Raw genomic sequence first — 25,215 nt, forward strand, 5'->3', positions numbered from 1 at the left:
CCACCTGGGAGGCCGCTCTAGCGTGTGCCCCATGACGCACTTCCCAGAGACACCCATGCGGGAGCAGACCGGACGGCCGGTCGGACAGACGTACGCGCGCGCGACGCCGGCCTCCCGCACGGGGGTCTTCCGCGTCCTGTTCGTCTGCTCGGCCAACCTGTGCCGTTCGCCGGCCGCCGAACGCATCGCCGGGGCCGCGCTCGCCGGCCATCCGGCCATTGTGGCGGAGAGCGCCGGCACGCACGCCGTGCCGGGGGGGAGGCTGCCTGCCAAGGCGGTCCGTGCGCTGGAGAAGGCCGGTGTGGCCGGGGCCGGGGAGCGGGTGCCGCGCCTGCTCACCACCGAGTTGATCGAGGAGGCGGACCTCGTCCTGGCCGCCGCGCTGACCCACCGAGCGTGGATCGTCTCCGCGTGCCCGGCGGCGGCCCACCGGGTCTTCACGGTGGCCGAGTTCGGCGCTCTGGCCGCGGCCGTCCCCCCGGCCCTGGTCACCGCGTACGACGACCCGGTGCGGCGAGCGCATGCCCTGCTCGCCGAGGCACGGGACCTGCGTGGGGTGATCCCGGTGGACCGGCCCGACATCGGCGACCCCTACGGCGGACCGCCCCGCGCCTACCGCGCCGCGGTCCGCGCGGTGCGGCAGGCGCTTGAGGTGCCGCTGTCGATGGTGACGGGGCCGGTCACACCCCGACCAGCGGGGCCCGCTCCTCGCTGACGTTGGCCTGGTACTCGCTGTACCCGTAGTGGACCTCGCCGGACTTGCGGGGCACGAAGTTCAGCACCGTGCCCGCCAGGCGCGCGTTGGCCGAGGCCAGCAGTTCCGCCGCCCGGGTCACGTACTCCCGCCGCGTCTTGCCGTACCGGGCGACGAGCAGCACGGCGTCAGAGCTCGCGGCGAGCGCGGCGGCGTCGGTGACGAGCAGCAGGGGAGCGGTGTCGATGATCACGATGTCGTACTTCTGGGTGAGCCGGTCCATCAGCCCGCGCATCCCCTGGGAGCCGAGCAACTCGCTGGGGTTCGGCGGGATCCTGCCGCTCGGCAGGACCGACAGGCTCGGCCGCCCCCAGCTCTGCACGGCGTCTGCCGGGTCCACGTCGCCGAGGAGCACGTCGGTGAGGCCCACCGCGCCCTCGATGCCGAGATAGGACGGCACGCTCGGCCGGCGCAGGTCGGCGTCCACCAGCAGCACCCGCCATCCGGTCTGGGCCATGGCGATGGCGAGGTTGGCCGCGACGGACGTCTTGCCCTCGCCCGGCAGGGAACTGGTGACGAGCAGTGAGCGAGGCGCGCCGTCGACGTTCAGGAAGCGCAGGTTCGTCCGCAGCGAGCGGAACGCCTCCGCCCTCGACGACCGGCCCTCATGGCGGACGATCAGCGGGTGGCGCCGCGCGTCGGGCTCGTATCCGATCACGCCGAGGACGGGGCCGTCCGCCAGCCCGCGCAGCTCCTCGACCGTGGTGACCGCGGTGTCCATGATCCCGCGCACGGCGATCGCGCAGGAGGACAGAAGCAAGGCGACGAACAAGGCGATCGCCAGGTTGACCAGCGGCCGAGGGCTCGCCGGACTGCTCGGGACCTCCGCCTTGTCGAGGAGGGTGATCTTGACGGTGGCGGGATCGCCGGGTGCGGGGCGTTCGATCTGGCCGATCAGCCGGGTGAACTGCGTCCCCACGGCGTTCGCCAGCCATGCCGCGCGCACGGGGTCGCGGTCGGTGACCGTGGCGCGGAGGATCACCGTGTCCGGCACCACATCCGCGGTGATGTTCTCGGCCAGTCGCCGGGCTTCCTTGTCTCCGGACACGACCCGGGCGGCGAGTTTGCGGCTGGTGAGCAGCGCGGCGTAGGACTTCACCCGCTGGACCGACAGCAGCGCCGCCTGGTAGGCGGTGGCCGTGCTGGTCTTGCCCTCGTCGTGGGCCGACACGACCATGGACACGGTCGCCGCGTAGGTCGGCGGCGTCCTCGCGGTCACCAGGAACGAAGCGGCGGTGGCGAGCACCAACGACAGGAGGATGACCGGCCAGCTACGGCGAGCCAGCCGCAGGTAGGAGAGCAGGTCCACCGGATCAGCGCCTTTCACGGATCTTCGAGGGATGGTCGGCCAGGACGGCGGGATAGACGCGCACCTTCTGGGCCAGCCCGATGAGCGCCAGCGCGCCGGCGACCGCGACGACGGTCACGGCCACCGCCGGGGGCCGGTGCAGCACGATCAGCAGGCCGAGCACGCCGGTCATGGCGGAGACGCCGGCCAGGGTGACCGCGGTGAGCCGGGTGCCGAGCCCGAGGCGGCGCAGGCGGTGCGACAGGTGGTCGGTTCCCCCGCTCAGCAGCGGCCGGCCGGCCCGTCTGCGGGACACCAGGACGACGCCGGTGTCGACGACCGCGACGAAGGTGAACAGGACCAGCCCCGCGATCCCGGTCGCGGCGCTGGACCCCGTCACCAGCAGGGCGGCCGAGGACGCCAGGACGAAGCCGATGAACAGCGAGCCCGCGTCCCCCATGAACACCTTCGCCGGAGCCCAGTTGTGCCGCAGGAACCCGAGACTGGCCAGGCTGAGCGACAGCAGGAGCAGTCCCAGCCCGGGCTCCGACCGCAGGGACGCGGTCAGCCCCAGCACCGCGGCGCTCACCGCGGCCACCGCGCCGAGCGCTCCGTCCATGTTGTCGAGCAGGTTGTGGGAGTTGCCGATCACGACGATCCACGCCGCGGTGGCCGGGCCGTCCACCCATCCGCCGGTGAAGGGAACCTCGACCCCGCTCAGCACGACTGCGCCGGCCGCCAGCGTCTCCACGGCCAGCCGCACGCGCAGGGACAACGGCGACAGGTCGTCGATCAGGCCGAGCACGGCGACCGCGACGCCGGCCATGACGATCACGACGCAGCGGCGCTCCTGGAAGTCCGGCAGCAACATCACCGGCACGATGGTGCCGAGCACGATGGCCACGCCTCCGAGGTACGGGACGGGACGGGAATGGGCCTTGTGGCCGCCGGGACGGTCGGTGATGCCCCAGGCCAGGGCCAGCCGGGTGAGCACCGTCGTGGCGCCGCTCGACAGCAGGAAGCAGGACACGGCCGCGAGCAGCAAGGTGATGCCGTTCACCGCCGCAACGCAGCCAGTTCGGCGCGGGCCTCCGCGATCGTCTGGATCAGCACGTCCTCCAGGGTCAGCCGCGGCTCCCACCCCGTCAGCGCGCGAAGCCTGGCCGTGTCGGGGACCCTGCGCACCATGTCCTCGAACCCCGGTTCGTACGCGTCGTGGTAGGGGATCATCTCCACCGCCGAGGTGGAGCCGGTGTACTCGATGACGAGCTTGGCCAGTTCCAGGATGCTCACCTCGCGTGGGGAGCCGACGTTGAAGGTCTGGCCCACCGCGCCGTCGTGGTCCAGCAGCCGCATCAGGGCGTCCACCACGTCGGCGACGTGCGTGAAACAGCGCGTCTGGGTGCCGTCGCCATAGACGGTGAGCGGGAGGCCGGCGACCGCCTGCCGCACCAGACGAGGGAGGACCATCCCATAGGCGGGGCTCTGCCGGGGACCGACCGTGTTGAACAGCCGCACGATGATGGTCGGCAGGCCGCGTTCCCGGTGGTAGGCGTTGGTGAGGATCTCGTCGACGGCCTTGGCCGTGCTGTAGGCCCACCGCACCACCGAGGGTGTGCCGAGGATGCGTTCGGCGTCCTCGCGCAGCGGGCTGGTGGAGTTCTTGCCGTAGATCTCGCTGGTGCTGGCCACCAGGATCTTCTTGCGGTAGCGGTGAGCGGACTCGATCACGATCTCAGAACCGCGGATGTTGGTGGTGAGCGACTTCAGCGGTTCCTCGATGATCAGCTTGACCCCCACGGCCGCGGCCAGGTGCACCACGACGTCGCACCGGTGGACCAGCTCGTCCACGACCAGTTCGTCCAGCACCGACCCCTGCACGAAACGCAGACGCGGATCGGCGACGACGTGGGCCAGATTCGCCAGGCGGCCGGTGGAGAGGTTGTCGAGAACCGTTACGAAAGCACCATCGCCGAGCAGAGCGTCGATGAGATGTGAGCCAATGAACCCGCTTCCGCCGGTGATCAGGAAATGCATGCCTTTTGCAGTCAAGATGGCTCCTCTGTCGGACACCCGGTCGACGTGTCGCATTTAGGGAACAGCGGAACGTTATAGATGGCGCATTGGCGCCGGGCCGCAGCCGTCCGCCGTCTTGCGTATATTTGGCGGGCATTTTCAGCGCCGCTTGCCGAGCGAAACCCTTTGTTCGCGCATAGTCGGAAAAGGACGTGTTTTCGCCGGTCCTCGCGGGTTGGCGCCATGTCGTCCAACCTCGACCTGGACACGACGTCATCCCGGCCCCTGCTCACCGCAGGCCGTGACCTCGGTCGAAAAGGGTTCAGTGGAATTGTCGGTCCAGGCAAAGCCCGGTTCATATGGCCGATCGGATCCGTGTCCTTTCCGCAGTATTCCGGCCGTCCCCGGTAGCGTCCTGCGCCATGAACCTTTTCGACCTCCCTGAAAGCCCTCGCGCGCGGAGGCGGTGCGCGGGCATGGCGGCGATGTGCCGGGGCCGGTCCAAAAGGCGCGACCAATGTGCGTCATCGGCGGGGGGGCAGGCGTGAAGGTCTTGGTGACCGGGGGAGCGGGCTTCATCGGCTCGAACCTGTGCCAGGCGCTCGGCGCGCACCCGCGGTTCGACCGGGTGATGGCCCTGGACGACCTCAGCTCGGGGTCGATGGACAACCTGCGCGGCACCGGCGCCGAGCTGGTCATCGGGAGCATCCTCGACCGGAAGACGGTCGCCAAACTGGTCGCCGAGGCCGACGCCGTCGTCCATCTGGCCGCGCGGCCGTCCGTCGCCCGTTCCATCGCGGCGCCGCTGGACAGCCACGAGGTCAACGCCACCGGGACGCTGTGCGTCCTTGAGGCCTGCCGCGCCTCCGGCGCACCGGTGATCGTCGCCTCGTCCTCCTCGGTGTACGGCGCGGCCCCGGCGGACGTGAAGGACGAGACCGTGCCCACCGTGCCCATCAGCCCCTACGGCGCCGGCAAACTGGCCGCCGAAGCCTACGCGCTGGCCTACGGCGCCGCTTTCGGCGTTCCGGCGCTGGTCTTCCGCTTCTTCAACGTCTACGGACCCGGGCAGCCCGCCGGCCACGCCTACGCCGCCGTGGTCCCGGCGTTCATCGCCGCCGCTCTGCGCGGAGAGCCCCTGCGGGTCCACGGCGACGGCGGCCAGTCACGCGACTTCACCTACGTGGGCACCGTCGTGGAGGTCATCGTGGACACCCTGCTCCGGGGGCTGGTCTCCCCCGCGCCGGTCAACCTCGCCTACGGGACCAGCACCACGGTCATCGAACTGGCCCACCTGGTCGGCCGGCTGGCCGGCCGTCCCGTAGAGGTCGTGCACGAGCCCGCGCGCACCGGCGACATCCGGCACTCCCAGGGCTGCGACCGCAGGCTGCGGGAGCTGTTCCCCGACCTCACGCCGGTCCCGTTGGCGACCGGTCTGCGGCACACGCTGGACTGGTTCACGGAGAGCGGTCGCCTTGCCGGCTGACCCGCTCGTCCGGCTCGGTCGGGCGGTGGGTCCGCGATCGGTGAGCCGGCTCGGCACGGCGGACATCCTTCAGGCGTCGTTGTGCGTGGCGCTCACGGGGGCCGCGTTGATCGTGTTCGCCGGCCACGAGCGGCTGCTGGTCGCCCTTCCGTACATCGCCTATGCGGTGCTGGCGTTCGCCTCCCCGCGCGCGGCGAGCGTGGCGCTCATCCCGATCGGCCTGCTGGTGCCGATGGTGCTGGAACTGGGTTTCGGCGGCGACCTGGTGTACGTCGAGCTCACCGCGGCGGCGGTCACCGGGTGTGTGATCGTGCTGGCCGTCGCCGTGGGTGCCCGCGCGCTGCTGGGCGGGCTCAGGCCGACCGTCGAACACCTGCCGATCGCCGCACTGGCGGTCATCGTGCTGGCCGGCTATTTCGCTCCCCCCGTCGCCGTCGCCGCGCAGTTCTCCCTGCGCTACGCCGGCGGACGCCACTTCCCCGGTCTGGTCGTCTGCCTGCTGATGCTCGCCGTGGTCGTGATGGTCAGGCCGCGGCCCGTGGTCGTCGTCCACGCCTTCGTCTGGAGCGCGGTCGCCGTGGCGCTGTTCGCGCTCGCCTGCGGTTACCAGAGCGGCGAGCGGCTGCGCACCCTCACCTACCTGTCCACCTGCCTGGGTGTCGTCGACGGACCGGCCGTGGTGGCGTGCCTGGCCCTGGCGCGTACCCGCCGCGCCGTGCGCTGGCTGGTGCCCGCCGCCGTGTGCCTGGCCTGCGTGGTGGCCTCCGAGTCGCGGTCGGGGGTGCTCGCTGTGGTGGTCGGCGCCGTTTTCGTCCTCGTGACCGGCCGTCCGCCGGTGGTGCGCCTCGCCGTCCTGGCCGCGCCGGCCCTGGTCGCCGTCGCCTCGGTGAGCTGGGGCGTGGGGTTTGGCGAGCTGCTGACGCCTTGGCGCAACGAGGCGAGCATCATCTCCAGTGACGTTCAACGCTGGGAGGTGCTGGACTTCTCCCTGCGGCTCATCGTCGAGCACCCGCTTCGCGGCGTCGGGTACGGCAATCTCGTCCAGCTCATCGATTACGCCCCGAGATCCGGGGAGCGCAGCGGCGCGCACAACGACTACCTGCGCGTCGCCGCCGAGAACGGCATCCCGGCGCTGGTGCTGCTCCTGGTCATCCTGCTGCGCGGGGTGCGGCCGCGCAGAGCGGGCGACGCGGGTGTCGTGCGCGCGGTGGTCGTCTCGTCCATGGCGTGGATCGGCACCGACCTGATGCTGCCGCACCCCGCCTGGTCGTCGTACCTCTGGGTCTGCCTGGCCTGCCTGCTGGCCATGCGCACCCATCGCGGCGAATCACCCGCCGCCGTCGAATGTCGTGAACCTCGCGGTTCGCCGGCCGGGCGGCCGGTGAACCGGAGCTCTCTGTCCGTTCCGGCCGCGGCCGTGGAGTGAGGTAGGGATCGGATGCGATCGCAAGACAGGATCCGGGTGATGCGGATCATCGCCCGGATGAACGTCGGGGGACCCGCACGGCAGGTGTCCGCCCTGTGCCGGCACCTCGACCCGGCCCGCTTCGAACAGCGGCTCTACGTGGGCCAGGTGCAGGAGGGCGAGGCCGACTTCCTCGATCTGTGCGAGTCCGACCTGGACGCACGCGTGGTGCCGGGGCTCGGCCGGTCGGTCAGCCCGCTGGACGACCTCGGGGCGCTCACCGGGCTGGTGGCGGAGATGCGCCGGTTCCGGCCGCACATCGTGCACACCCATACCGCCAAGGCCGGCGCGCTGGGGCGCGCGGCGGCGATCCTCACCCGCCGCCCCGCGATCGTCCACACCTTCCACGGGCACCTGCTGAACGGGTATTTCTCGCCGGCCACGACCCGGCTCGTCGCCGGGCTGGAGCGGGTGCTCGCCCGGCGGTCGGAGCGGCTGCTCTCCGTGGGAGCCCGGGTCCGCGACGACCTGCTCGCTCACCGCGTCGGCCGTCCTGGCCAGTACGTCGTCATGCCCCCGGGCACCGGTGTCGGCGACGTCCCCGAGCGCGCCGTCGCCCGGCGGCGGCTCGGCCTGCCGCCGGACGTGCCGGTCGTCGCCTACGTGGGCCGGGTCACCGCCATCAAACGTCCCGACCGCTTCCTGGAGGTGGTGCGAGCGGTCCGCGCCGTCCGCGGCGACGTCCGCTTTCTCGTCTGCGGCTCGGGGGAGCTGAGCGGTCTGCTGGCCGACGCGGCACGCGAGCTCGGCGGAGCGCTGCGGATCCTCGGCTGGCGGGCGGAGGTCGGTGAGGTCTATGCCGCCTGCGACCTGGTGCTGCTCACCTCCGACAACGAGGGCATGCCCCTGTCGCTCATCGAGGCCGGCATGGCCGGGGTGCCGGCCGTGGCGACCCGGGTGGGCAGCGTGGCGGAGGTCGTCGAGCACGAGGTGACCGGGCTGCTCGCCGCCACGGACGTCGAGGAACTCAGCGCCTGCGTGCTCCGGCTCCTGGCGGACGAGCCGCTGCGCCGGTCCATGGCGGAGGCGGCCCGCCGCAGGACCACCCGGCTGTTCGGCGCGGCCCGCCTGGTGGCCGACACCGAGGCCGTCTACACCGAGATCGCGCGGGCCCACGGCTGGGAGCCCGCCGGCCCGGCCGCCGCGTCGCACGCGCGAGCCGAGGGGGGATGACCGGTGACGAGCGGGTGGGGTACGGCGGCGCTCGGCACCCTGCTGGCGCGGGCCGCCACCCTGGCGATGACCATGGGCAGCGGCGTGATCCTCGCCAGGGAGCTCGCTCCTTCCGGCCGGGGCACGTACTACGTCCTGCTGTCGGTCGCGATCAGCTCGTACTTCCTCGGCAACCTGTCGGTGGACCAGGCGATGGTGTCACGCTGGCAGCGGCAGGCCGAGCGTCCCGCGCTGCGCGCCAACTGCCTCCTGCTCGGCCCCGTGCTCGGCACGGCGGCCGCGCTCGTCGCGGCCGCCGCGGCGGTGGCCATGGGGGACCGCGCGAGCCTGAGGGAGCCGCTCCTGCTGGCCGTCGTGCTGCTCACCGTGCCGATCAACGTGACCGGAACCTACGTCACCGCGGCGCTCGGCCTGGAAGGCCGCGTCGGCCTGGCCACCTGGGGCTCGTTCGGCGGGTCCGCGGCGCAGTTCGCGCTGCTGGCGCTCTGCTCGGCCGCGGGGTCGCTGACGATAGCGAGAGCCGTGTGCGTCTGGGTGCTGTCGGTCACCGTCACGCTCGCCCTGTTCGTGCGGTTCGGCCGGTTCGGCGTGGCGTGCCGGGAGACCGGCCTGGCCGTGCGCACGGTGACGCTGGGCCTGCGCAACCACATCGGCCTGGTCGCCGTGCAGATCCTGATGCGCGCCGACGTGCTGGTGCTCAACGCCACCGAGTCGGCCGCCACCGCCGGGCTGTTCTCGGTCGCGGTGACCCTGGTGGACCTGGTCAGCGTGGCCACCATGTCGCTGTCCCTGGTGGGTCTGGCCCGGCAGGCGGACGAGGAGATCGAGGACGCCGCCAAGGTCACCGCGACGGCGACCCGCCTCGCCGGACTGGTCGGGGTGGCGTCGATGGCCGTGCTCTGCCTGACCGCGCCGGTACTCATTCCCCTGGTCTACGGAGCGGAGTTCCGCGACAGCGCGGTGGCGCTGTTCGGGCTGGCCCCCGGCGTTCTGCTCTATGCGGTCACCCGGCCGATATGGACGCACCTGGTGCGCCTGGACCGGCCGGGCACGGCGACGGGGATCGCGGTACTGGCCTTCGCTCTGAACGCCGCGCTCGCCTTGGCGCTGATCCCGGCGTTCGGCATGCTCGGGTGCGCCATCGCCTCCTCCATCGCGTTCGCCTGCTTCGCCGCGACGCAGACGGCCTGGTTCCTGCGTGCCACCGGCCTCCCCCTGTCCGCGATCGTCCCCGGGCCGCGGGAGGTGCGAGCGGTCCTGCGCATCCTCGCACGCGTCAGACAGCGCCTTGCCACCAGACCATGAGGTGACCCCGATGAAGATCAGTGTGCTCACGCCGACCTACAACCGTGCCCATCTGCTGCCGCGCCTCTACCGCAGCCTGACGGCACAGAACGCCGACCTGGAATGGGTGGTGGTGGACGACGGATCCACCGACGACACTCCTGACGTGCTGGCCGAGCTCGGCGCGCAGGCGCCCTTCCCCGTCGTCCACGTCCGGCAGGAGCGCAACGCGGGAAAGCACGTCGCCTACAACCGTGCGGTACGGGAGGCGTCGGGGGACTTGGCCGGGGTGGTCGACTCCGACGACCGGCTCCTGCCGGACGCGCTCGCGACCGTGGGCAAGGAATGGAAGGACATCCCCGCCGGGTCGCGCGAGCTGTTCAGCGGCGTGGGTGGACGGTGTGTGACCGAGGACGGCCTGGTCGGACGGCCCTTCGCCGGAGGTGCGCCGTATCTGGACGGCACGTGGCACGAGCTGTTCTACACGCACGACCGCTGGGAGGAACGGGTGAGGTTCGACCGCCTGGAGGTCCTACGGCGGCATCTGTTCCCTGAGACCGGCACCCCCTCGTTCCTGCCGGAGAGCCTGGTGTGGCGGCAGGTCGGCGGCATGCTCCGCTACCTCGACGTCCCCCTGCGCTTCTACCACCTGGAGGGCGAGGACCGGCTCTGCCGCCGTCCGTTCGCCGACATGGCGGCGGGCCGACGCGTCTTCTACGCCACGGTCCTGAACGAGGACCTGCACCGGTGGTGGCCGTACGCACGTGCCAGGTTCGCCAAGTGGGCCGCGCAGTACGTCCGCAGCGGCCTGCACCTGGGCATCCCGCCGGTGCGCCAGCTGAGGGACCTGGAGAACCGGCGGGCACGGCTGCTGGCGGCGGCGGCGCTGCCGCTCGGCACCGCACTGTTCCTCGCCGACCGGCGCGCCGGCCCGGACTGAGCACGCCGTCCGCGGGCCGTCCCGCTCAGCCGAGCGGAGCGGGACAGGCCGCCTCGGCCACCGTCGGGCCGCTCGCGGCGGCGTGCGCGCGGTGCCAGAGCTCGAACTGCAGGAGCGTCCAGAGCCGGACGCTGTGGTCGGCACCCTCGGCGTGCCGCCGGAGCAGTTCGCGGACCGCCTGCGGACGGAACAGGCCGCGGGTGCGTGCGGTGTGGTCGGTGAGGGTGTCGAAGGCCAGCTCCCGCAGCTCGCCGCGCAGCCACGCGGCCAGCGGCACGCCGAACCCCTGCTTGGGGTAGCTCAGGATCTCCCTGGGCAGCCACGAGGCGACGGCCCGCTTGAACAGGAGCTTGGTCCGGCCTCCGCGCACCTTCAGCTCCGCCGGGAGGCCGGCGGCCCATTCCATCAGGTGGTGGTCCAGCAGCGGCGACCGCGTCTCCAGGGAGTTGGCCATGGAGGTGATGTCGACCTTCACCAGCAGGTCTCCCGGAAGGTAGGTGGCGACGTCCACCTCCAGCACCCGGCCGATCGCGCCGGCCGCCGTCGACCGTTCGAAGACCTCCTCCAGCAGCCGGTAGCTGTCGGTCTCGGCCAGCAGCGTCCGCATCTCGCCGGTGTAGATCTCGGCCTTCTGCTCGGGGGTGAACGCGCACATCAGACGGGCATAGCGCCGTGACGGGGTCTCCGCGGCGAACTGCATCAGCCGGCCGAGCCGCCGTCCCACGGATCCGCTGCGGGTGCGCTCGGAGAGCAGGTCGCCCAGGCGGGCCGAGGCCGCCGCGGGTCCTCCGGACAGGGCGGGGATCCAGCCGGCCTTCCCCATCAGGATGTAGCGCTGGTATCCGCCGAAGCACTCGTCACCGCCGTCCCCGCTGAGCACCACGGTGACGTGCCTGCGGCTCAGCTGCGCGACGTAGAAGCTGGGGATGGCCGAGGAATCGGCGAACGGCTCGTCGAAGTGCCAGGCGATGCGGGGCAGGACGTCGAGCAGCCGCGAGGTGACGACCAGCTCGTGGTGGTCGGTGCCGTACCGGTCGGCCACCATGCGCGCCTTGTGCCGCTCGTCGTAGCGGCTCTCCTCGAAGCCGACGCAGAACGTGCGCACCCGCTCGGTGCTCTGCATCGCCATGGCCGCCACCACGGCCGAGGAGTCGACGCCGCCGGAGAGGAACGCCCCGAGGGGACGCTCGCTCACCATCCTGATGCGGGTGGCCTCCAGCAGCAGCTCGCGCAGCCGCTCCGCCTCGTCCCGCTCGTTCTCCACCCGGCGGGGGGTGCTGTCCAGGCTCCAGTAGCGCCGCACGGTGACCTGGCCGGCCTCCCAGACCAGCAGGTGGCCGGGGGGGAGCTTGTGCACCCCCCGGTAGATGGACCACGGCGCCGGGACGTACTGGTAGGTCAGATAGTGGTGCAGGGCCACCGGATCGACCTCGCGGTGCAGGCCCGGGTCCTGGGCCAGTGACTTCAGTTCGGAGGCGAACCACAGAGAGCCGCCGTCCGAGCGCCAGTACAGCGGCTTCTTGCCGACCCGGTCGCGGGCCAGCAGCAGCCTCCCTCGCGCGCGGTCCCACACCGCGAAGGCGAACATCCCCCGCAGCCGCCGCACCATCTCAGGCCCGTGTTCCTCATAAAGGTGGACCAGGCATTCGGAGTCGCCGGTCCCACGCAGCCGGTGACCCCGCCGGGCCAGGTCCCGCCGCAACTCGGCGTAGTTGTAGATCTCGCCGTTGAAGACCGCCACGACCTGCCGGTCCTCGTTGTAGACCGGCTGGTCGCCGTGGGCCACGTCGATGATCGCCAGCCGGCGCATGCCGAGGGCGGCGTGGTCGTCGTGGTGCAGACCCTCACCGTCCGGTCCGCGGTGCACGATGACCTCGCACATGCGGCGCACCAGGTCCAGTTCGGGACTGGACGTCGACACGACTCCCGCGATTCCGCACATCAGTCCTCCAACAGTCGCCGGTAGAGATGGACGTGCTCGTCGACCATGCGTCCCACGTCGAGGTTCTTGCGCGCCCAGTCGCGTGCTTCCGCGCCGAGCGCTGCGGCCGGCGCGGGGTTCTCCAGTACGTGAGCGATGCCGTCGGCCAGGGCCCGCGGGTCGGCGGCCGGCACCAGGACGCCGCGGCCGTCGAGCAGTTCAGGAGTGCCGCCGACGGCGGTGGCCACGATCGGACGGCCGAGGGCCATCGCCTCCATGACGGCGTTGCTCATGCCCTCGAACAGCGAGGACAGCACCACCACGTCGGCCCGCGCCAGCATTCGTTCGTGGTCGGCGCGGCGGCCGAGGAAGCGGACGTCGAGACCGAGCGCCTTCGCCCGCGCCTCCAGGGCGGGACGGTCCGGGCCGTCGCCGACCAGCACCAGGGTGCACGGCCGGCCGCGCCGCGCGAGCTCCGCGGCGGCCCGCAGCAGGTAGGTGTGGCCCTTCTGCCGTTTGAAGTTCGCCACGCACACCAGGACGGGGTGATCGGCGTGGATCTCCGCCGGCGTGACCGCGTCGAACACCTCGCCGGGCAGCCCGTTGTAGATGACCGAGAGCTTGTGCGCCGGGACGCGCTCGACCGTGCGAGCGTCCTCCAGTACGGCCACGGCGTTGGCGACGATGTGGTCGGTGATCAAGGTGGCGGCCCGCTCGACGGTGAAGACCCACCGGCGGCCGCGCTTGTAGTCGCTCTGGTTGCGGCGCCCCGCCACCACCACCGGCACCGCCGCCAGCCTCGCCGCCGGCGGGCCGATCATGTAGCTGCGGAACAGGAAGGCGTGCAGGACGTCGGGCCTGATGGCGCGGAGCTCGCGGACCAGGCGCGCGAAGGCCCAGGTGTTGCGCCAGAGCGCGGGAAGGCTCGCGGGGTCGCGGGCGAAGCCGAGCCGGCGCACGTCGATGCCGGCCGCACGCAGCCGTTCCTCGTAGGGCCCGCCGCCGGTGAGCAGGAGGACGACCACCTCGACCCCGCTGTCGTGAAGGCCGTTCGCCAGCAGGAACACCTGCTTCTCGGTGCCGCCCAGTTCGAGTTCGCTCATCAGGAGCACGACGCGCCGCAGGCCGGCGGGGTGCTGTCTTGCTGCCACGAAAAGACCTTCCATTGCCGACAAGAGGAGCGGAAACCGCGAGCGGCGAAATTCCCCCCAACCGCCGTAAAAGCCGTCTGACTGCCTGACCGCCGTGATCCGGTGATGCGGCGAACACCGCGATAACCACCGGACCGCAACGGCCCGGTGGTATCCGAAACAGCGGATCTCATGGAGACCGCGGCCTTCTCCGGCTTTTCGGGGCAGCGATCGGCAGGAGTCGATGGTAGACCCGAGCCGCCGCGAAACCCGGCATCATCGTCGTGCCCCGCGTGGCGAATCCGCAGGTCACGACACGCCTGCCCGGCTATGCGCCCCGCGCGCCATTCGCCTTTACGATGGCCCCGGCGGGCCGGATCGCCTGATTTCGGCCGGCCGGGAAATGCCGGGTTCCTCGGCACCGGCACCGCCTCAAGGCGGTTCGGCGAACTACGATCAAGGGCGGTGGGGGCCAGTCCATGGAAGCCGCGAATACCATTCCGGTGAACGTCGCGGAGAGCCGGGGGCGCAGCCACGTCGTGACCGGGGTCGCCGGATTCATCGGATCGCACATCGCCCGCTCACTGCTCGATCGGGGCGATCATGTCGTCGGCATCGACCACTGTGCCGGTCACCCGCCGGGCATCACCGCACGCAACCTCGCGGTCAACGAGGGCTGCGACCGGTTCACCATGGTCCGCGGTGATCTGGCGGAGATCGCGCTGGAACCTCATTTGCGCGGCGCCGACACGGTCTTCCACGCCGCCGCCCGTCCCGGCGTGCGCACGTCCTGGGGTGCGGAGTTCCCCGGATACGCGCGCAGCAACATCGTGGCCACCCACCTGCTGATGGAGGCCGCGGCGCGCTGCGGCGTCCGGCGCGTGGTGGTGTCGTCATCCTCCAGCGTCTACGGGGGTGCCCCGGACGGGCCCGTGCCCGAGACCCACCTGCCCGCCCCGCTGTCCCCGTACGGGGTGACCAAGCTCGCCGCCGAGCAGCTGGCCATCGCGCACGCTCTGCGGGAGATGACCGGGCCGACCGTGGTGGCGCTCCGCTATTTCACCGTCTACGGGCCGCGGCAGCGTCCCGACATGCTGATCAGCCGGCTCATCGCCTCGGCGCTGTCCGGCAGGCCTCTCACCGTCAACGGCGACGGCAAGCAGCGGCGCGACTTCACCTTCATCGCCGACGCCGTCCGCGCCAACCTGGCCGCCATGGACGCCGACGTCGAGGCCGAGGTGGTGAACATCGGCACCGGGGTCACCACCTCGGTGCTGGACACCGCCGACCTGGTCGGCGAGGTCACCGGACGGCCGGTCCCGCTCACGTTCGCCGAGGGGCAGGCGGGCGACGTGCGCGACACGCATGCCGACACCACCCGCGCCGAGGCGGTGATCGGCTACCGGCCCGCCGTCGAGCTGCGTGACGGGCTGTCGGCCCAGGTGGCGTGGACACTCCGTCGCCGCGACGTCGCGCCATGAGGGTCGCCCTGCTGATCGGCCAGCTCGGCCGCGGCGGCACCGAGAAGCAACTGACCCTCCTGGCGTGCGGGCTACGCGAGCGCGGCGAGGAGGTCGAGGTCCTGGTCATGTACGAGGGAGGGCACTGGGAGGCGGTGCTGCGTGAGGCCGGCGTCCCCGTCGTCCACCTCGGATTCCGCAGAGGGCCGGCGGCCCTGCCGCGCAACGTCGCGGCGTTCGCGTCGCTCGTGCGGCGGCTCCGGCGCGCGCGGCCCGACGTGCTGAACACCTTCCTCATCCGCGCCAACGTCGCCGGGGTGTGCGCGGGGCGGCTGGCCCGGGTCCCCGTCGTCGTCACCGGCGAACGCGCACTGGCCACGCTGACCGGCGCCGCCGGGGCCGCCGTGTGGCTCGCCCGCCTGGCGGACCGCCTCGCCGACCTGGTCGTGGCGAACGCCGCCGGCGTGGCCGAGCAGGTCGCGCGGCTCCGCCGCGTGCCGGCCGACAAGATCACCGTCGTCTACAACGGGCTGCCGGCGTCCGCCTATGAGCCGGCGCCGCCGGCGGACCTCGGCGTCACGGCGCCTGTGGTGCTGGTCGTCGCCAACCTGCACCCCTACAAGGGGCACCGGCACCTGCTGGAGGCGATGGCCGTCCTGCGCGCGCGGGGGGTGAAGTGCGTGACGGCGCTGGCCGGGGACGGGCCGGAACGAGCGGCCCTGGAACGCCAGGCCCGCTCGCTGGAGGTGGAGGTCCGGTTCCTCGGCTGCCGCGCGGACGTGCCCGCGCTTCTGGCACGGGCCGACGTCGTCGTCCACCCCGGCCTGGCGGACGGCCTGTGCAACGCGATCATGGAGGCCATGGCGGCGGGCAGGCCGCTGGTCGTGACGGACGCCGGCGGCAACCGCGAGCTCCTCGACGGCCGCGGCCTGCTGGTCCCGCCGGAGGATCCGGGGTCCCTGGCCGCCGCCGTCGAGACGCTGCTGACCGACCGGCCGCTCGCCGAGCGGCTCGGCGCCGCCGCGCGCGACTGGAGCCGCGCCAACCTGAGCCTCGACGCCATGGTCGGGGCGTACGCCGGTCTGTACCGCCGGCTGCTGCGGGTGCGCGGGCACGGCCCGCGACCCGCCCTTCGGACATCCGACAGATCGGAGTGACCTGGTGGCTGTGGACGAAAGGCGACGGAGCGCCGATGAGCGCTTCGCCTTCGGTGAGAACTGGCTGAGATATCTGGACGTGGTGGACGAGCGGCGCATCGCCGACGCCACCGCCTCGCTCACGGCCGCACTGGAGGCCGGCGACCTCGCCGGACGCACCTTCCTGGACGTCGGCTGCGGGAGCGGGTTGTTCTCGCTCGCCGCGCACCGGCTCGGCGCGAAGGTCCACTCCTTCGACTACGACCCCGCGTCGGTCGCCGCCTGTGAGGAACTGCGCCGCAGGTTCGCCCCGCACGGGGACTGGACGATCGAACGCGGCTCCATCCTCGACGACGACCACATGCGCCGCCTGGGGAGGTTCGACGTCGTCTACTCCTGGGGGGTGCTGCACCACACCGGCGAGATGTGGCGCGCGGTCGACGCCGCCGCCCGGCTGGTCGCACCGGGCGGCGCGCTGTACATCGCCATCTACAACGACCAGGGCCTGCCGAGCCGCCTGTGGTGGAAGGTGAAGCACCGCTACGTCCGCTCCGGGCCGCTGGCCAGAGGAGCGCTGCTGCTGTCCGGCGGTACGTACTTCGGGGCCAGGCGCCTGGTCGGGCGGCTCGCCGGCGAGGGGGACGGTGGGTCGCCGCGGGCCCGCGTCCGGCGGCGCGGGATGTCGGCGCGGCACGACCTCGTCGACTGGATCGGCGGTTTCCCGTTCGAGGTGGCGACCCCGGAGCAGGTCTTCGGCCATCTGCGCGGCCGCGGCTTCCAGCTGACCTTCCTGCGCACCTGCAAGGGCCGCCTCGGGTGCAACGAATACGTCTTCGCGGCGCCTGGAGGTGACTGAGAATGGCGATCTCCGATCCCCGGCCGGCGCCGGGCACCCGCGACTGGCACGAGGAGCTGGTGTGTCCTCGCTGCCGCGGGCCGTTGCGTACGGCCGCCGGGCTGCGCTGTGAGAGCTGCGACGTCACCTACCCGATCGACGGTCAGGTGCCGCGGTTCGTGCCGTGGGACAACTACGGCGAGTCGTTCGGCTACCAGTGGAACCAGCACCGCCTCACTCAGCTGGACTCCGTCACCGGGGTACCGATCTCACGCGAGCGGCTCGTGCGCCAGAGCGGGTGGTCGCTCGCCGAGCTGCGGGGCAGCAGCGTCCTTGAATGCGGCAGCGGCGCGGGGCGGTTCACCGAGGTGCTCTGCGAGACCGGCGCGGTCGTCACCTCGGTGGACATCTCCAGCGCCGTCCAGGCCAACGCCGCCTCCAACGGCCGGTTCCCCAACCTGCGGCTGATCCAGGCGAGCATCTACGACCTGCCGCTGCGCGCGGAGTCGTTCGACCACCTGGTGTGCCTGGGAGTGATCCAGCACACCCCCGACGTCGAGCGGGCCTTCAAGACGATGTTCCGCTACCTGCGACCAGGCGGACGGTTCTGCGTCGACGTCTACGCGGCTGTCGTCGCCTACCCGCACCTGCGGCAGCTCCTGCGTCCGGTGACCAAGCGCATCCCGCCCCACCGGCTGTACCGCCTGGTCCAGCGGACGGTTCCGTCGTTGCTGCCGATCTCCGACGCGCTCGGCTCGGTGCCGGTCGCGGGCCAGTGGCTCATGCGCCTTGTGCCGGTGGCCAACCACCGCCACCTCGGGCTTCCCGACGACGCAACCAGGCTGACCTGGTCGATCCTCGACACTTTCGACTGGCTCGCGCCGCGGCACGAGAAGCCGCAGCCGCGCCGCCGCCTCGCGCGGTGGGCGGACGACCTCGGGCTCAGCGAGGTCTCCATCGAGCGGCACCGCGGCCTGTACGTCATCCGCGGCGTCAAGTAGCGCCGCGCCGGGGGCCGCGCCGCCACGGCGCGGCCCGGAGCGGTACACCCGGCGGGGGTCAGGCGCGGTAGTTCCAGCCGGCCGATCGCCAGCGCGAGGGGGACAGCGCGTGGCGAGCGTCCACGATGGTGCGCTCGCGCACCCAGGGCTCCAGTACGGCCGGATCCATGCCTCGCCACTCGGTCCAGTCGGTGAGCAGCATGACGAGGTCGGCGTCCTTCGCCGCGCCGGCGAGCGTGCCTGCGTACCGCAGCCGGGGATGGGACCGCGCGGCACCACCCGTCGCCACCGGATCGTGCACCACCACGTCGGCGCCTTCGTCAAGCACCGCCTGCGCCACGGCCAGAGCGGGGGAGTCGCGCACGTCGTCGGTGCCGGGCTTGAAGGCCGCGCCGAGCACGCAGACCCGCCTGCCCGCGTACCGGCCACCGAGCATCTCCCGGCCGGCGTCCACCACCCGGGTCCTGCGCCGCAGGTTGATGACGTCGATCTGGTGCAGGAACGCGGCCACGTCCCCGAGCCCCAGCTCCGAGGCGCAGGCCAGCAGCGCGCGGATGTCCTTGGGCAGGCAGCCTCCGCCGAAGCCCAGCCCCGGGCCGAGGAAGGACCCGCCGATGCGCTCGTCGTGGCCGAGGGCCGCGGCCAGCGGCAGCACGTCCGCCCCGGCGGCCTCGCAGATCTCGGCGATCGCGTTGATGAAGGAGATCTTCATGGCGAGGAAGGTGTTCGCGGACACCTTGATCAGCTCGGCGGTGGCGTAGTCGGTGACCACGACCGGGCAGTGGTGCTCGATGACCGGCCGGTACACCTCGCGCAGCAGCCGTTCCCCGCGCGCGGACGCCACGCCGAAGACCAGGCGGTCCGGCCGCAGGGTGTCCTCCACGGCGTGGCCCTCACGGAGGAACTCCGGGCTCCAGGTCACCTCCACCCGGGCACCGTCGGCCGCGTGCCGCCGGACCACCTCGGCCATGCGCCGCGCCGTTCCGACCGGCACCGTGGACTTGCCCACGACCAGCGCGGGGCCGGTCAGCCGCGCCGACAGTTCCGTGAAGGCCGACTCCACCCATCGCAGGTCCGCCCCCAGCGCGCCGGGAAGCTGCGGCGTCCCGACACAGACGAAGTGGATGTCGGCGTCCGCCGCGACCTCGTCGTACGACGCGGTGAAGCGCAGGCGGCCCGCCTCGACGTTCTTGCGCAGCAACTCGGTCAGGCCCGGCTCGAAGAAGGGCACCTCGCACGCGGACAGCGCCGCGATCTTCTCGCGATCGACGTCCATGCCGATCACGGCGTGACCGAGCTCGGCCATCCCCACGGCGTGCGCGGTGCCGAGATAGCCGGTTCCGATCACGCTCACCCGCAGTGATTCCGTTCCGTATGGTCCTCGTGGCTCCTGGCGGCCCGCCGGCTCGCCGTCAAGATGAAACAGGCGCGAGAAGGCGTCCGGAGCAGGCGCCCGCGGCGTTCGGTCCGCCGGTGAGTCTCCACGCAAGGCTGTCTCCGATCGGTCGTCGTCGGGTCATCGGACGAGCCGGGTCCGGCGCCTGGTCGTCCCGCGGGGCCCGCGCCGGCCCGGAGAGGCTCCCTTCTCCGGTTGATCACTTCTACCGGAGGCGGGGCGGATTTCCCCGGCCGGTGGCGGCAAGACACGGAACGGTCCTGTTCAAATCGTGGACAGGCCCGACGGCCACCTCCGTCGTGACACGCCAGACCATCCACGTTTCCGCTGGTCGGTCCGCTGAAGATCTACAGTCGGCTCATATCTCGGAAGCAGTGACGGGGGTCACCCATGGGAGACAAGCTGGTCGTCGTGGGGCAGGGGTACGTCGGCCTGCCGCTGGCGATGCGCGCCGTGGAGGCCGGGTTCGACGTCGTGGGGATCGACGTGGACGAGTGGCGGGTCAAGCGGCTCGACGCCGCCGAGTCCTACGTCGAGGACATCGGCGACGAGGTGCTCGCCGCCGCGCTCCGATCGAGCCGCTACCGGCCGAGCACCGGCTACGCCGCCGCCGAGGGCTTCGACGTCTGTGTGATCACCGTGCCCACCCCGCTGCGCGAGGGAGTGCCCGATCTGCGGCACATCGGCTCGGCGGGGGAGTCCATCGCCCCGCTGGTCCGGCCGGGGAGCACCGTGATCCTGGAGTCCACGACCTATCCCGGCACCACCGAGGAGTACCTGCGGCCGCTGCTGGAGGACGGCTCGGGGCTGCGCACGCCGGAGGACTTCCACCTGGGCTACAGCCCCGAGCGGATCGACCCGGGCAACGTCCACTGGGACCTGGCGAACACCCCGAAGGTCGTGTCCGGCATCGACCGGCGGTCCCTGACGGCGATCGAGGCGTTCTACCGGCGGATCGTCCAGCGGGTCGTCCCCGTCTCCTCGCTCCAGGTCGCCGAGCTGTGCAAGCTCCTGGAGAACACCTTCAGGCACGTCAACATCGCCCTGGTGAACGAACTGGCGATCTTCGCGCAGCAGCTCGGCATCGACGTGTGGGAGGCCATCGACGCCGCCTCCACCAAGCCGTTCGGCTACCTGCGCTTCGTGCCGGGGCCGGGGGTCGGGGGTCACTGCCTGCCGATCGACCCCTCGTACCTGTCCTGGCGGGTCAAGCGCACCCTGGGACACAACTTCCGCTTCGTCGAACTGGCCAACGACGTCAACGACCACATGCCCGACCACGTGGTGGAGCGGCTGGCCCTCGCGCTGAACCAGCGACGCAAGCCCGTCAACGGCAGCCGGATGCTGCTGCTCGGGCTCGCCTACAAGAAGAACGCGGGGGACTGCCGCGAGTCCCCGGCGTTCGAGGTGGCCAAGGCCCTGTGCAAACTCGGCGCGGAGGTGCGGGCCGTGGACCCGCACGTGGAGGCCGCCCGGCTGCCCGCCGAGATCGAGATGGTCGACCTGACGGAGGCCGAGCTGGCCCGGGCCGACGCCGTCGTGGTCCTCACCGACCACGACTGCTTCGACTACGACCTGGTGCGCCGCGCCGGGACCTACGTCTTCGACGCGCGCAACCGCTGCCGCGGCCCCAACGTCGAGCTGCTGTGAAAGGGATGCCACCGATGCCGAGATTCGCCCGCCCCGCGGTGCTGCGCCTCCTGGCGGCGCTGTCGGTCCTGCTCGTGACCGGAGCGCCGCGCGCCTCCGGCGGCGCGCTCGCCGCGGCCCCCACCGGCGCCGGCCCGGCGGCGCGTCCGCGCATCCCGGCCGCGGACGTGCCGGCGGTCCAGCTGGGTGACGCCCTCGACCTCGCCCTGCTGGCCGGAGCGGGGGTCGTCAACGGCGGGATGACCACGGTCGCCGGGGACATCGCCGTGAGCCCGGGCACCACGGTCGACGGGTTCCCGCCGGGCCAGGTGCGCGGCATGGTCAACCGGGACGACGCCGAGGCCAGGCGGGAGAAGGCGGCCGCCATGCGCGCCTACAAGGACGCCGCCGGCCGGTCGCCGACCGCCGTCATCGCCCCGCAACTCGGCGGGACGACCATTCCCCCCGGCGTCTTCGCCACCCCCGGCCGCGTCTTCCAGATCTCCGGGACCCTCACCCTGGACGCACTGGGTGATCCGGACGCCGGTTTCGTCTTCCAGGCGGACACCCTCATCACCGACCGGGTGAGCAACATCAATCTGGTCAACGGCGCACAGCCGGACAACGTCGTCTGGCAGCTGAGAAGCACCGCCGATCTCGGCCGCTACTCGACGTTCCGGGGGAACGTCATGGCGCTCAGCAACGTGACGGTCCGGAGCGGAACGGCGCTCTACGGCCGCGCCATGGCGCTCGACGACAAGGTCGTCACCGAGGGCACCGACCGCCGGCCGACCACCCGGGCCACCCAGCCGGACAACCCGCCGACCGAGACCACGCTCACCTCGTCGGCCAACCCTTCGCATCGGAACCAGCCGGTGACCTTCACCGCCACCGTGACCGGGGACTTCCGGGGCTTCAACCCGACCAACAAGGTGCTGTTCAGGGACGGAGACCTGGTCATCGGCTCGGCGATGCTCGACCCGTCGGGCCACGCCTCCTTCACCACTTCCGGCCTCTCCGTCGGAACACACCCCATCACGGCCGTGTACGTGAACGGGGGAACCGCCTACAACGAGGGCTGGGTCGACTTCGCCCCCAGTCAGTCACCGGTGCTCAACCAGGTCGTCCTCAACTGACGACCCCGCGCGTGCCGGGGCGTCGTTCGCAGCAGGCCGGATCGGCCGATTCACCGCTCGGGGGAGACCCGTGATTTCTCGTTTCGTGACGCCGGTGGCGGCGTTGACCATCGCCTGCGGAGCCCTGGGGGCACCGGCGGCGGACGCGACACGCGGCCATGCGACCGAGTCGCCGCCCGCCGCCTGGCGCGCGCAGGCGGGGCCGCGCGAGGCGCTGCCGCGCGGCGACTGTCACCGCCGGCGCCGCGAATGCCGGCGGGGCCACCGGGTGACGACGCATCGCCATGGCGCGCGGCACCGGACGTTCGTGCTGGCGTACGAGCGCGGGCTGAGCAGGCTCGTCCTGGCGAGGCAGGGGGCCGGCCGGTCCGCCAGGCGCTGGATGCGCGAGTACGGCCCGGCCCGCGACCCGCGGCACCTCGCCGAGGTGACCGTGCCGGTGCGGGGACCCGCGGGACCGCCGGGACCACCCGGACCGCAGGGATCACCCGGTCAGACCGGTCCGGCGGGGCCGGCCGGACCGGCCGGAGCCAGCGCGAGTATCGACTCGGTGCTGCTCACGCTGCTGTTCCCGCCGTTCGCCACGAACTTCCTGGCCTACGCGGCCGGGGACGGCACGGTGTGGGTCAACGACCCCCGTACGTCCACGGGGAACTGGCACAGCCTCCGCGCGGTTCCGAACTACCCTGACGGAGTCGTCGGCGTCACCCTGACCCAGGCGGCCCTGCCGTTCAACACGTTGCTGGTCACGCTGCTGACCTCGGCCGGGACCATGTCCCAGACCACGTGCACCATCACCCCCGGCACGCCGCCGCCGGGTCCGGCCTGGGGGACGTCCTACTGCTTCCCCTTCGCCCCGCTCCCACCGCCGGCCTGACCGTGCGGTGCCGCGGAAAATATCATCCGGCAGAACGATTCTTATTACCGTGTGCGCCGCGTCCCGGGCGGCAAATATCAATAAATACTGATATGTACATCCAGGCGATATGTGTAGACCGTTTACCTATAGCGGTCGCCATCATTCAGGCGTAAAGTCTGTCCCAATCGCATATTGTTAGGGGGCCTCCTATGAGAGAACATAGGCCCATATTCGGTATCCCTCTCCAATTCTTCGGTGCTTCATTCCGCAAGTCCGATAAATCGGACATGGAGAGAGAGCCGCGCACCCGCCGGCCCGGCATTCCCGCCGTCCTCGCCGTCCTCCTCATCGCCCTGGGGACGGTCGTCGTCGCTCCGGAAGCCGCGATCGCCGACCAGGCGCCCATCGACCTCGGCGCCGCCAAGTCCTACGGCATCATCGGCGGGTCGGCGGTGACCAACACCAACAACACCTCCGTCCAGGGCGACCTCGGGGTGAGCCCCGGCAACACGGTCACCGGGTTCCCGCCCGGCACGGTGAGCGGCACGATCCACCCGGGAGACTCCGCCGCGGCGACGGCCAAGGCGGCCGTGGTCGCCGCCTACAACGACGCGGCGAGCCGCACCCCGGTCGTCACCGTCCCGGCCCAGCTCGGCGGCACCACCAAGACGCCAGGCGTCTACACCCCGCCGGGCGGCGGCGGGTTCCTTCTCTCGGGGACGCTCACGCTGGACGCGCAGGGTGATCCCGGCGCCGTCTTCCTCTTCCGGGGCTCCTCGCTGACCACGGCCAACGTCAGCAACATGAACCTGGTGAACGGCGCGCAGACCGACAACGTGTTCTTCCAGGTCACCGGCGGCGCGACCCTCGGCACCTTCTCCACCTTCCGCGGTAACGTCATCGCGCAGTCGTCGCTGACAGTGCACCCCGGCGCCGCACTGCGCGGACGGGGCTTCACCGTCAACGGCGGGGTCACCCTGCAGGGCACGACCACCGGACCGGCCACCCTGGTCATCGTGCCGAACGACCGGCCGACCGCCACCTCGGTGACCGCCTCGGCCAACCCCACGGTGCCGGGACAGGCGGTCACCTTCGCCGCCACGGTGCAGGCGACCGCCGGCACGGTGGTCCCCCAGGGCCAGCTCGTCTTCAAGGACGGCAAGTCCATCATCGACACCGAGACCCTCGACCCCTCCGGGCAGGCGTCCTTCACCACCTCGGCCCTCGCCCCCGGACAGCATTCGATCACCGCCGTCTACCTGGGTGGCGACGCATTCGACGGCGAGGCCCTCGTCCACTTCGCACCCAGCACATCCAGCCCGCTGGTCCAGGTGGTCACCATGGGCCTGTGGGACAACTCGGCGACCCCGGCCGAGCCGGACGTCAACGAGACCAGTCCGGTGGTGCTGGGAGTGAAGTTCCGGTCCGCCATCAGCGGGACGGTCACCGGCATCCGGTTCTACAAAGGCGTGAACAACACCGGCACCCACGTGGGCAGCCTGTGGAGCGCCGGCGGCACGCTGCTCGCCAGCGGCACCTTCACCGGCGAGACCGCCTCCGGCTGGCAGCGGATGAACTTCACCACGCCGGTGTCGATCAGCGCCGGCACCACCTACGTGGCCTCGTACACGACGGGTGGTCACTGGTCGCGCACCCTGAACTACTTCACCACCTCGTACACCAACGACCCGCTCACCGCGCCCTCCTCCGGCAGCTCGGGGGGGAACGGGGTGTACGTCTACGGCTCCGCCAACGCCTTCCCGTCCAGCACCTACCAGGCGAGCAACTACTGGGTCGACGTCGTGTTCGTGCCGTCGGAGTCGTTGTGGGACAGCTCGGCGACGCCGGCCGAGCCGGACGTCAACGAGACCTCCCCGGTGGTGCTGGGTGTGAAGTTCCGGTCCACCATCAGTGGCGTCATCAAAGGCATCCGGTTCTACAAGGGTCTGAACAACACCGGCTCGCACGTGGGAAGCCTGTGGAGCGCCGGCGGCGCGCTGCTCGCCGCGGGGACCTTCACGAACGAGTCCGCCTCCGGCTGGCAGCAGCTGAACTTCGCCACGCCGGTGTCGATCAACGCGAACACCACCTACATCGCCTCCTACACCACCGGCGGCCACTGGTCGCGCACCCTGCAGTACTTCACGAGCCAGTACCGCAACGGCGCGCTCTACGCGCTCGCCGACGGTGAGGACGGCGGGAACGGGGTGTACGTGTACGGCTCCGCCAACGCCTTCCCGTCCAACACCTACCAGTCGAGCAACTACTGGGTGGACGTGGCGTTCGACATCGCCTAGCGCGGCGGC

20 protein-coding genes are annotated in these 25,215 nt (G+C 71.7%); 14 read left to right on the forward strand and 6 right to left on the reverse strand.

Going from position 1 to position 25,215, the window contains the following annotated elements:
• The first annotated feature begins 31 nt into the window (after positions 1-31).
• A complete protein-coding gene (locus BJ992_RS11880) occupies positions 32-715 on the forward strand; it encodes an arsenate reductase/protein-tyrosine-phosphatase family protein (protein ID WP_184980398.1) in 684 nt (227 codons plus the stop codon).
• Here BJ992_RS11880 and BJ992_RS11885 read toward each other — a convergent pair.
• From BJ992_RS11885 to BJ992_RS11895, 3 genes are read right to left on the reverse strand one after another with little or no spacing between them, the layout of a single operon-like run.
• On the reverse strand, positions 681-2,081 hold the full coding sequence (locus BJ992_RS11885) for a polysaccharide biosynthesis tyrosine autokinase (RefSeq protein ID WP_184980400.1): 1,401 nt from the start codon (positions 2,079-2,081) through the stop codon (positions 681-683). The two genes, BJ992_RS11880 and BJ992_RS11885, sit on opposite strands and share 35 nt — an antisense overlap.
• Positions 2,068-3,102 (reverse strand): MraY family glycosyltransferase, encoded by a 1,035-nt coding sequence (locus tag BJ992_RS11890; RefSeq protein ID WP_184980402.1) that lies wholly within the window; start codon positions 3,100-3,102, stop codon positions 2,068-2,070. The genes BJ992_RS11885 and BJ992_RS11890 overlap by 14 nt, the downstream gene beginning before the upstream one ends.
• The gene (locus BJ992_RS11895; protein ID WP_343072620.1) at positions 3,099-4,094 is read right to left on the reverse strand and encodes an NAD-dependent epimerase/dehydratase family protein; all 996 of its coding nucleotides are present in this window, start codon (positions 4,092-4,094) and stop codon (positions 3,099-3,101) included. Before BJ992_RS11895 ends, BJ992_RS11890 begins: the two co-directional genes overlap by 4 nt.
• 508 nt (positions 4,095-4,602) lie before the next feature.
• Here BJ992_RS11895 and BJ992_RS11900 point away from each other — a divergent pair.
• From BJ992_RS11900 to BJ992_RS11920, 5 genes are read left to right on the forward strand one after another with little or no spacing between them, the layout of a single operon-like run.
• Positions 4,603-5,544 (forward strand): NAD-dependent epimerase/dehydratase family protein, encoded by a 942-nt coding sequence (locus tag BJ992_RS11900; protein ID WP_184980404.1) that lies wholly within the window; start codon positions 4,603-4,605, stop codon positions 5,542-5,544.
• 25 nt (positions 5,545-5,569) lie between these two features.
• Entirely contained in the window at positions 5,570-6,970 is a 1,401-nt protein-coding gene (locus BJ992_RS34245) for an O-antigen ligase family protein (protein WP_184980406.1), read from the forward strand.
• A gap of 39 nt (positions 6,971-7,009) precedes the next feature.
• Positions 7,010-8,182, forward strand: coding sequence for a glycosyltransferase (locus tag BJ992_RS11910; protein ID WP_246496608.1), 1,173 nt, complete (start codon positions 7,010-7,012; stop codon positions 8,180-8,182).
• A 3-nt stretch (positions 8,183-8,185) separates the two neighbouring features.
• Entirely contained in the window at positions 8,186-9,487 is a 1,302-nt protein-coding gene (locus BJ992_RS34250) for a polysaccharide biosynthesis protein (RefSeq protein ID WP_184980410.1), read from the forward strand.
• 10 nt (positions 9,488-9,497) lie between these two features.
• Positions 9,498-10,406, forward strand: coding sequence for a glycosyltransferase family 2 protein (locus BJ992_RS11920; RefSeq protein ID WP_184980412.1), 909 nt, complete (start codon positions 9,498-9,500; stop codon positions 10,404-10,406).
• Positions 10,407-10,431: 25 nt separating this feature from the next.
• Here BJ992_RS11920 and asnB read toward each other — a convergent pair whose 3' ends face one another.
• Both asnB and BJ992_RS11930 read right to left on the reverse strand, forming a co-directional pair.
• On the reverse strand, positions 10,432-12,348 hold the full coding sequence (gene asnB / locus BJ992_RS11925; protein ID WP_281390340.1) for an asparagine synthase (glutamine-hydrolyzing): 1,917 nt from the start codon (positions 12,346-12,348) through the stop codon (positions 10,432-10,434).
• Positions 12,348-13,478: a glycosyltransferase gene (locus BJ992_RS11930; protein WP_184980416.1), complete on the reverse strand. Its 1,131-nt coding sequence runs from the start codon at positions 13,476-13,478 to the stop codon at positions 12,348-12,350. Before BJ992_RS11930 ends, asnB begins: the two co-directional genes overlap by 1 nt.
• Positions 13,479-13,936: 458 nt before the next feature.
• Between BJ992_RS11930 and BJ992_RS11935 the strand changes: the two genes are divergently transcribed.
• From BJ992_RS11935 to BJ992_RS11950, 4 genes are read left to right on the forward strand one after another with little or no spacing between them, the layout of a single operon-like run.
• Complete coding sequence (locus BJ992_RS11935; RefSeq protein ID WP_184980418.1) at positions 13,937-14,938, forward strand: NAD-dependent epimerase/dehydratase family protein; 1,002 nt, start codon at positions 13,937-13,939, stop codon at positions 14,936-14,938.
• The gene (locus BJ992_RS11940; RefSeq protein ID WP_184980420.1) at positions 14,935-16,074 is read left to right on the forward strand and encodes a glycosyltransferase; all 1,140 of its coding nucleotides are present in this window, start codon (positions 14,935-14,937) and stop codon (positions 16,072-16,074) included. Before BJ992_RS11935 ends, BJ992_RS11940 begins: the two co-directional genes overlap by 4 nt.
• A gap of 4 nt (positions 16,075-16,078) precedes the next feature.
• Entirely contained in the window at positions 16,079-16,909 is an 831-nt protein-coding gene (locus BJ992_RS11945; RefSeq protein WP_221474777.1) for a methyltransferase, read from the forward strand.
• Between the two features lie 2 nt (positions 16,910-16,911).
• Positions 16,912-17,889 carry a methyltransferase domain-containing protein gene (locus BJ992_RS11950; protein WP_184980422.1) on the forward strand — a complete coding sequence of 326 codons (978 nt, stop codon included), beginning with the start codon at positions 16,912-16,914 and terminating at the stop codon, positions 17,887-17,889.
• Positions 17,890-17,947: 58 nt separating this feature from the next.
• Here the strand turns inward: BJ992_RS11950 and BJ992_RS11955 are convergent, their stop codons facing one another.
• Positions 17,948-19,237, reverse strand: coding sequence for a UDP-glucose dehydrogenase family protein (locus tag BJ992_RS11955; protein ID WP_343072974.1), 1,290 nt, complete (start codon positions 19,235-19,237; stop codon positions 17,948-17,950).
• A 438-nt stretch (positions 19,238-19,675) separates the two neighbouring features.
• Between BJ992_RS11955 and BJ992_RS11960 the strand changes: the two genes are divergently transcribed.
• The 4 genes from BJ992_RS11960 (at position 19,676) to BJ992_RS11975 (ending at position 25,206) form a co-directional block, all read left to right on the forward strand.
• Entirely contained in the window at positions 19,676-20,935 is a 1,260-nt protein-coding gene (locus BJ992_RS11960) for a nucleotide sugar dehydrogenase (RefSeq protein ID WP_184980424.1), read from the forward strand.
• 14 nt (positions 20,936-20,949) lie between these two features.
• The gene (locus BJ992_RS11965; RefSeq protein WP_184980426.1) at positions 20,950-22,050 is read left to right on the forward strand and encodes an ice-binding family protein; all 1,101 of its coding nucleotides are present in this window, start codon (positions 20,950-20,952) and stop codon (positions 22,048-22,050) included.
• Positions 22,051-22,120: 70 nt separating this feature from the next.
• Positions 22,121-22,927: a hypothetical protein gene (locus BJ992_RS11970; RefSeq protein WP_184980428.1), complete on the forward strand. Its 807-nt coding sequence runs from the start codon at positions 22,121-22,123 to the stop codon at positions 22,925-22,927.
• A 269-nt stretch (positions 22,928-23,196) separates the two neighbouring features.
• Entirely contained in the window at positions 23,197-25,206 is a 2,010-nt protein-coding gene (locus BJ992_RS11975; RefSeq protein WP_184980430.1) for a DUF4082 domain-containing protein, read from the forward strand.
• The last annotated feature ends 9 nt before the right edge of the window (positions 25,207-25,215 follow it).

Source organism: Sphaerisporangium rubeum (assembly GCF_014207705.1).
Classification (GTDB): Bacteria; Actinomycetota; Actinomycetes; order Streptosporangiales; family Streptosporangiaceae; genus Sphaerisporangium; species Sphaerisporangium rubeum.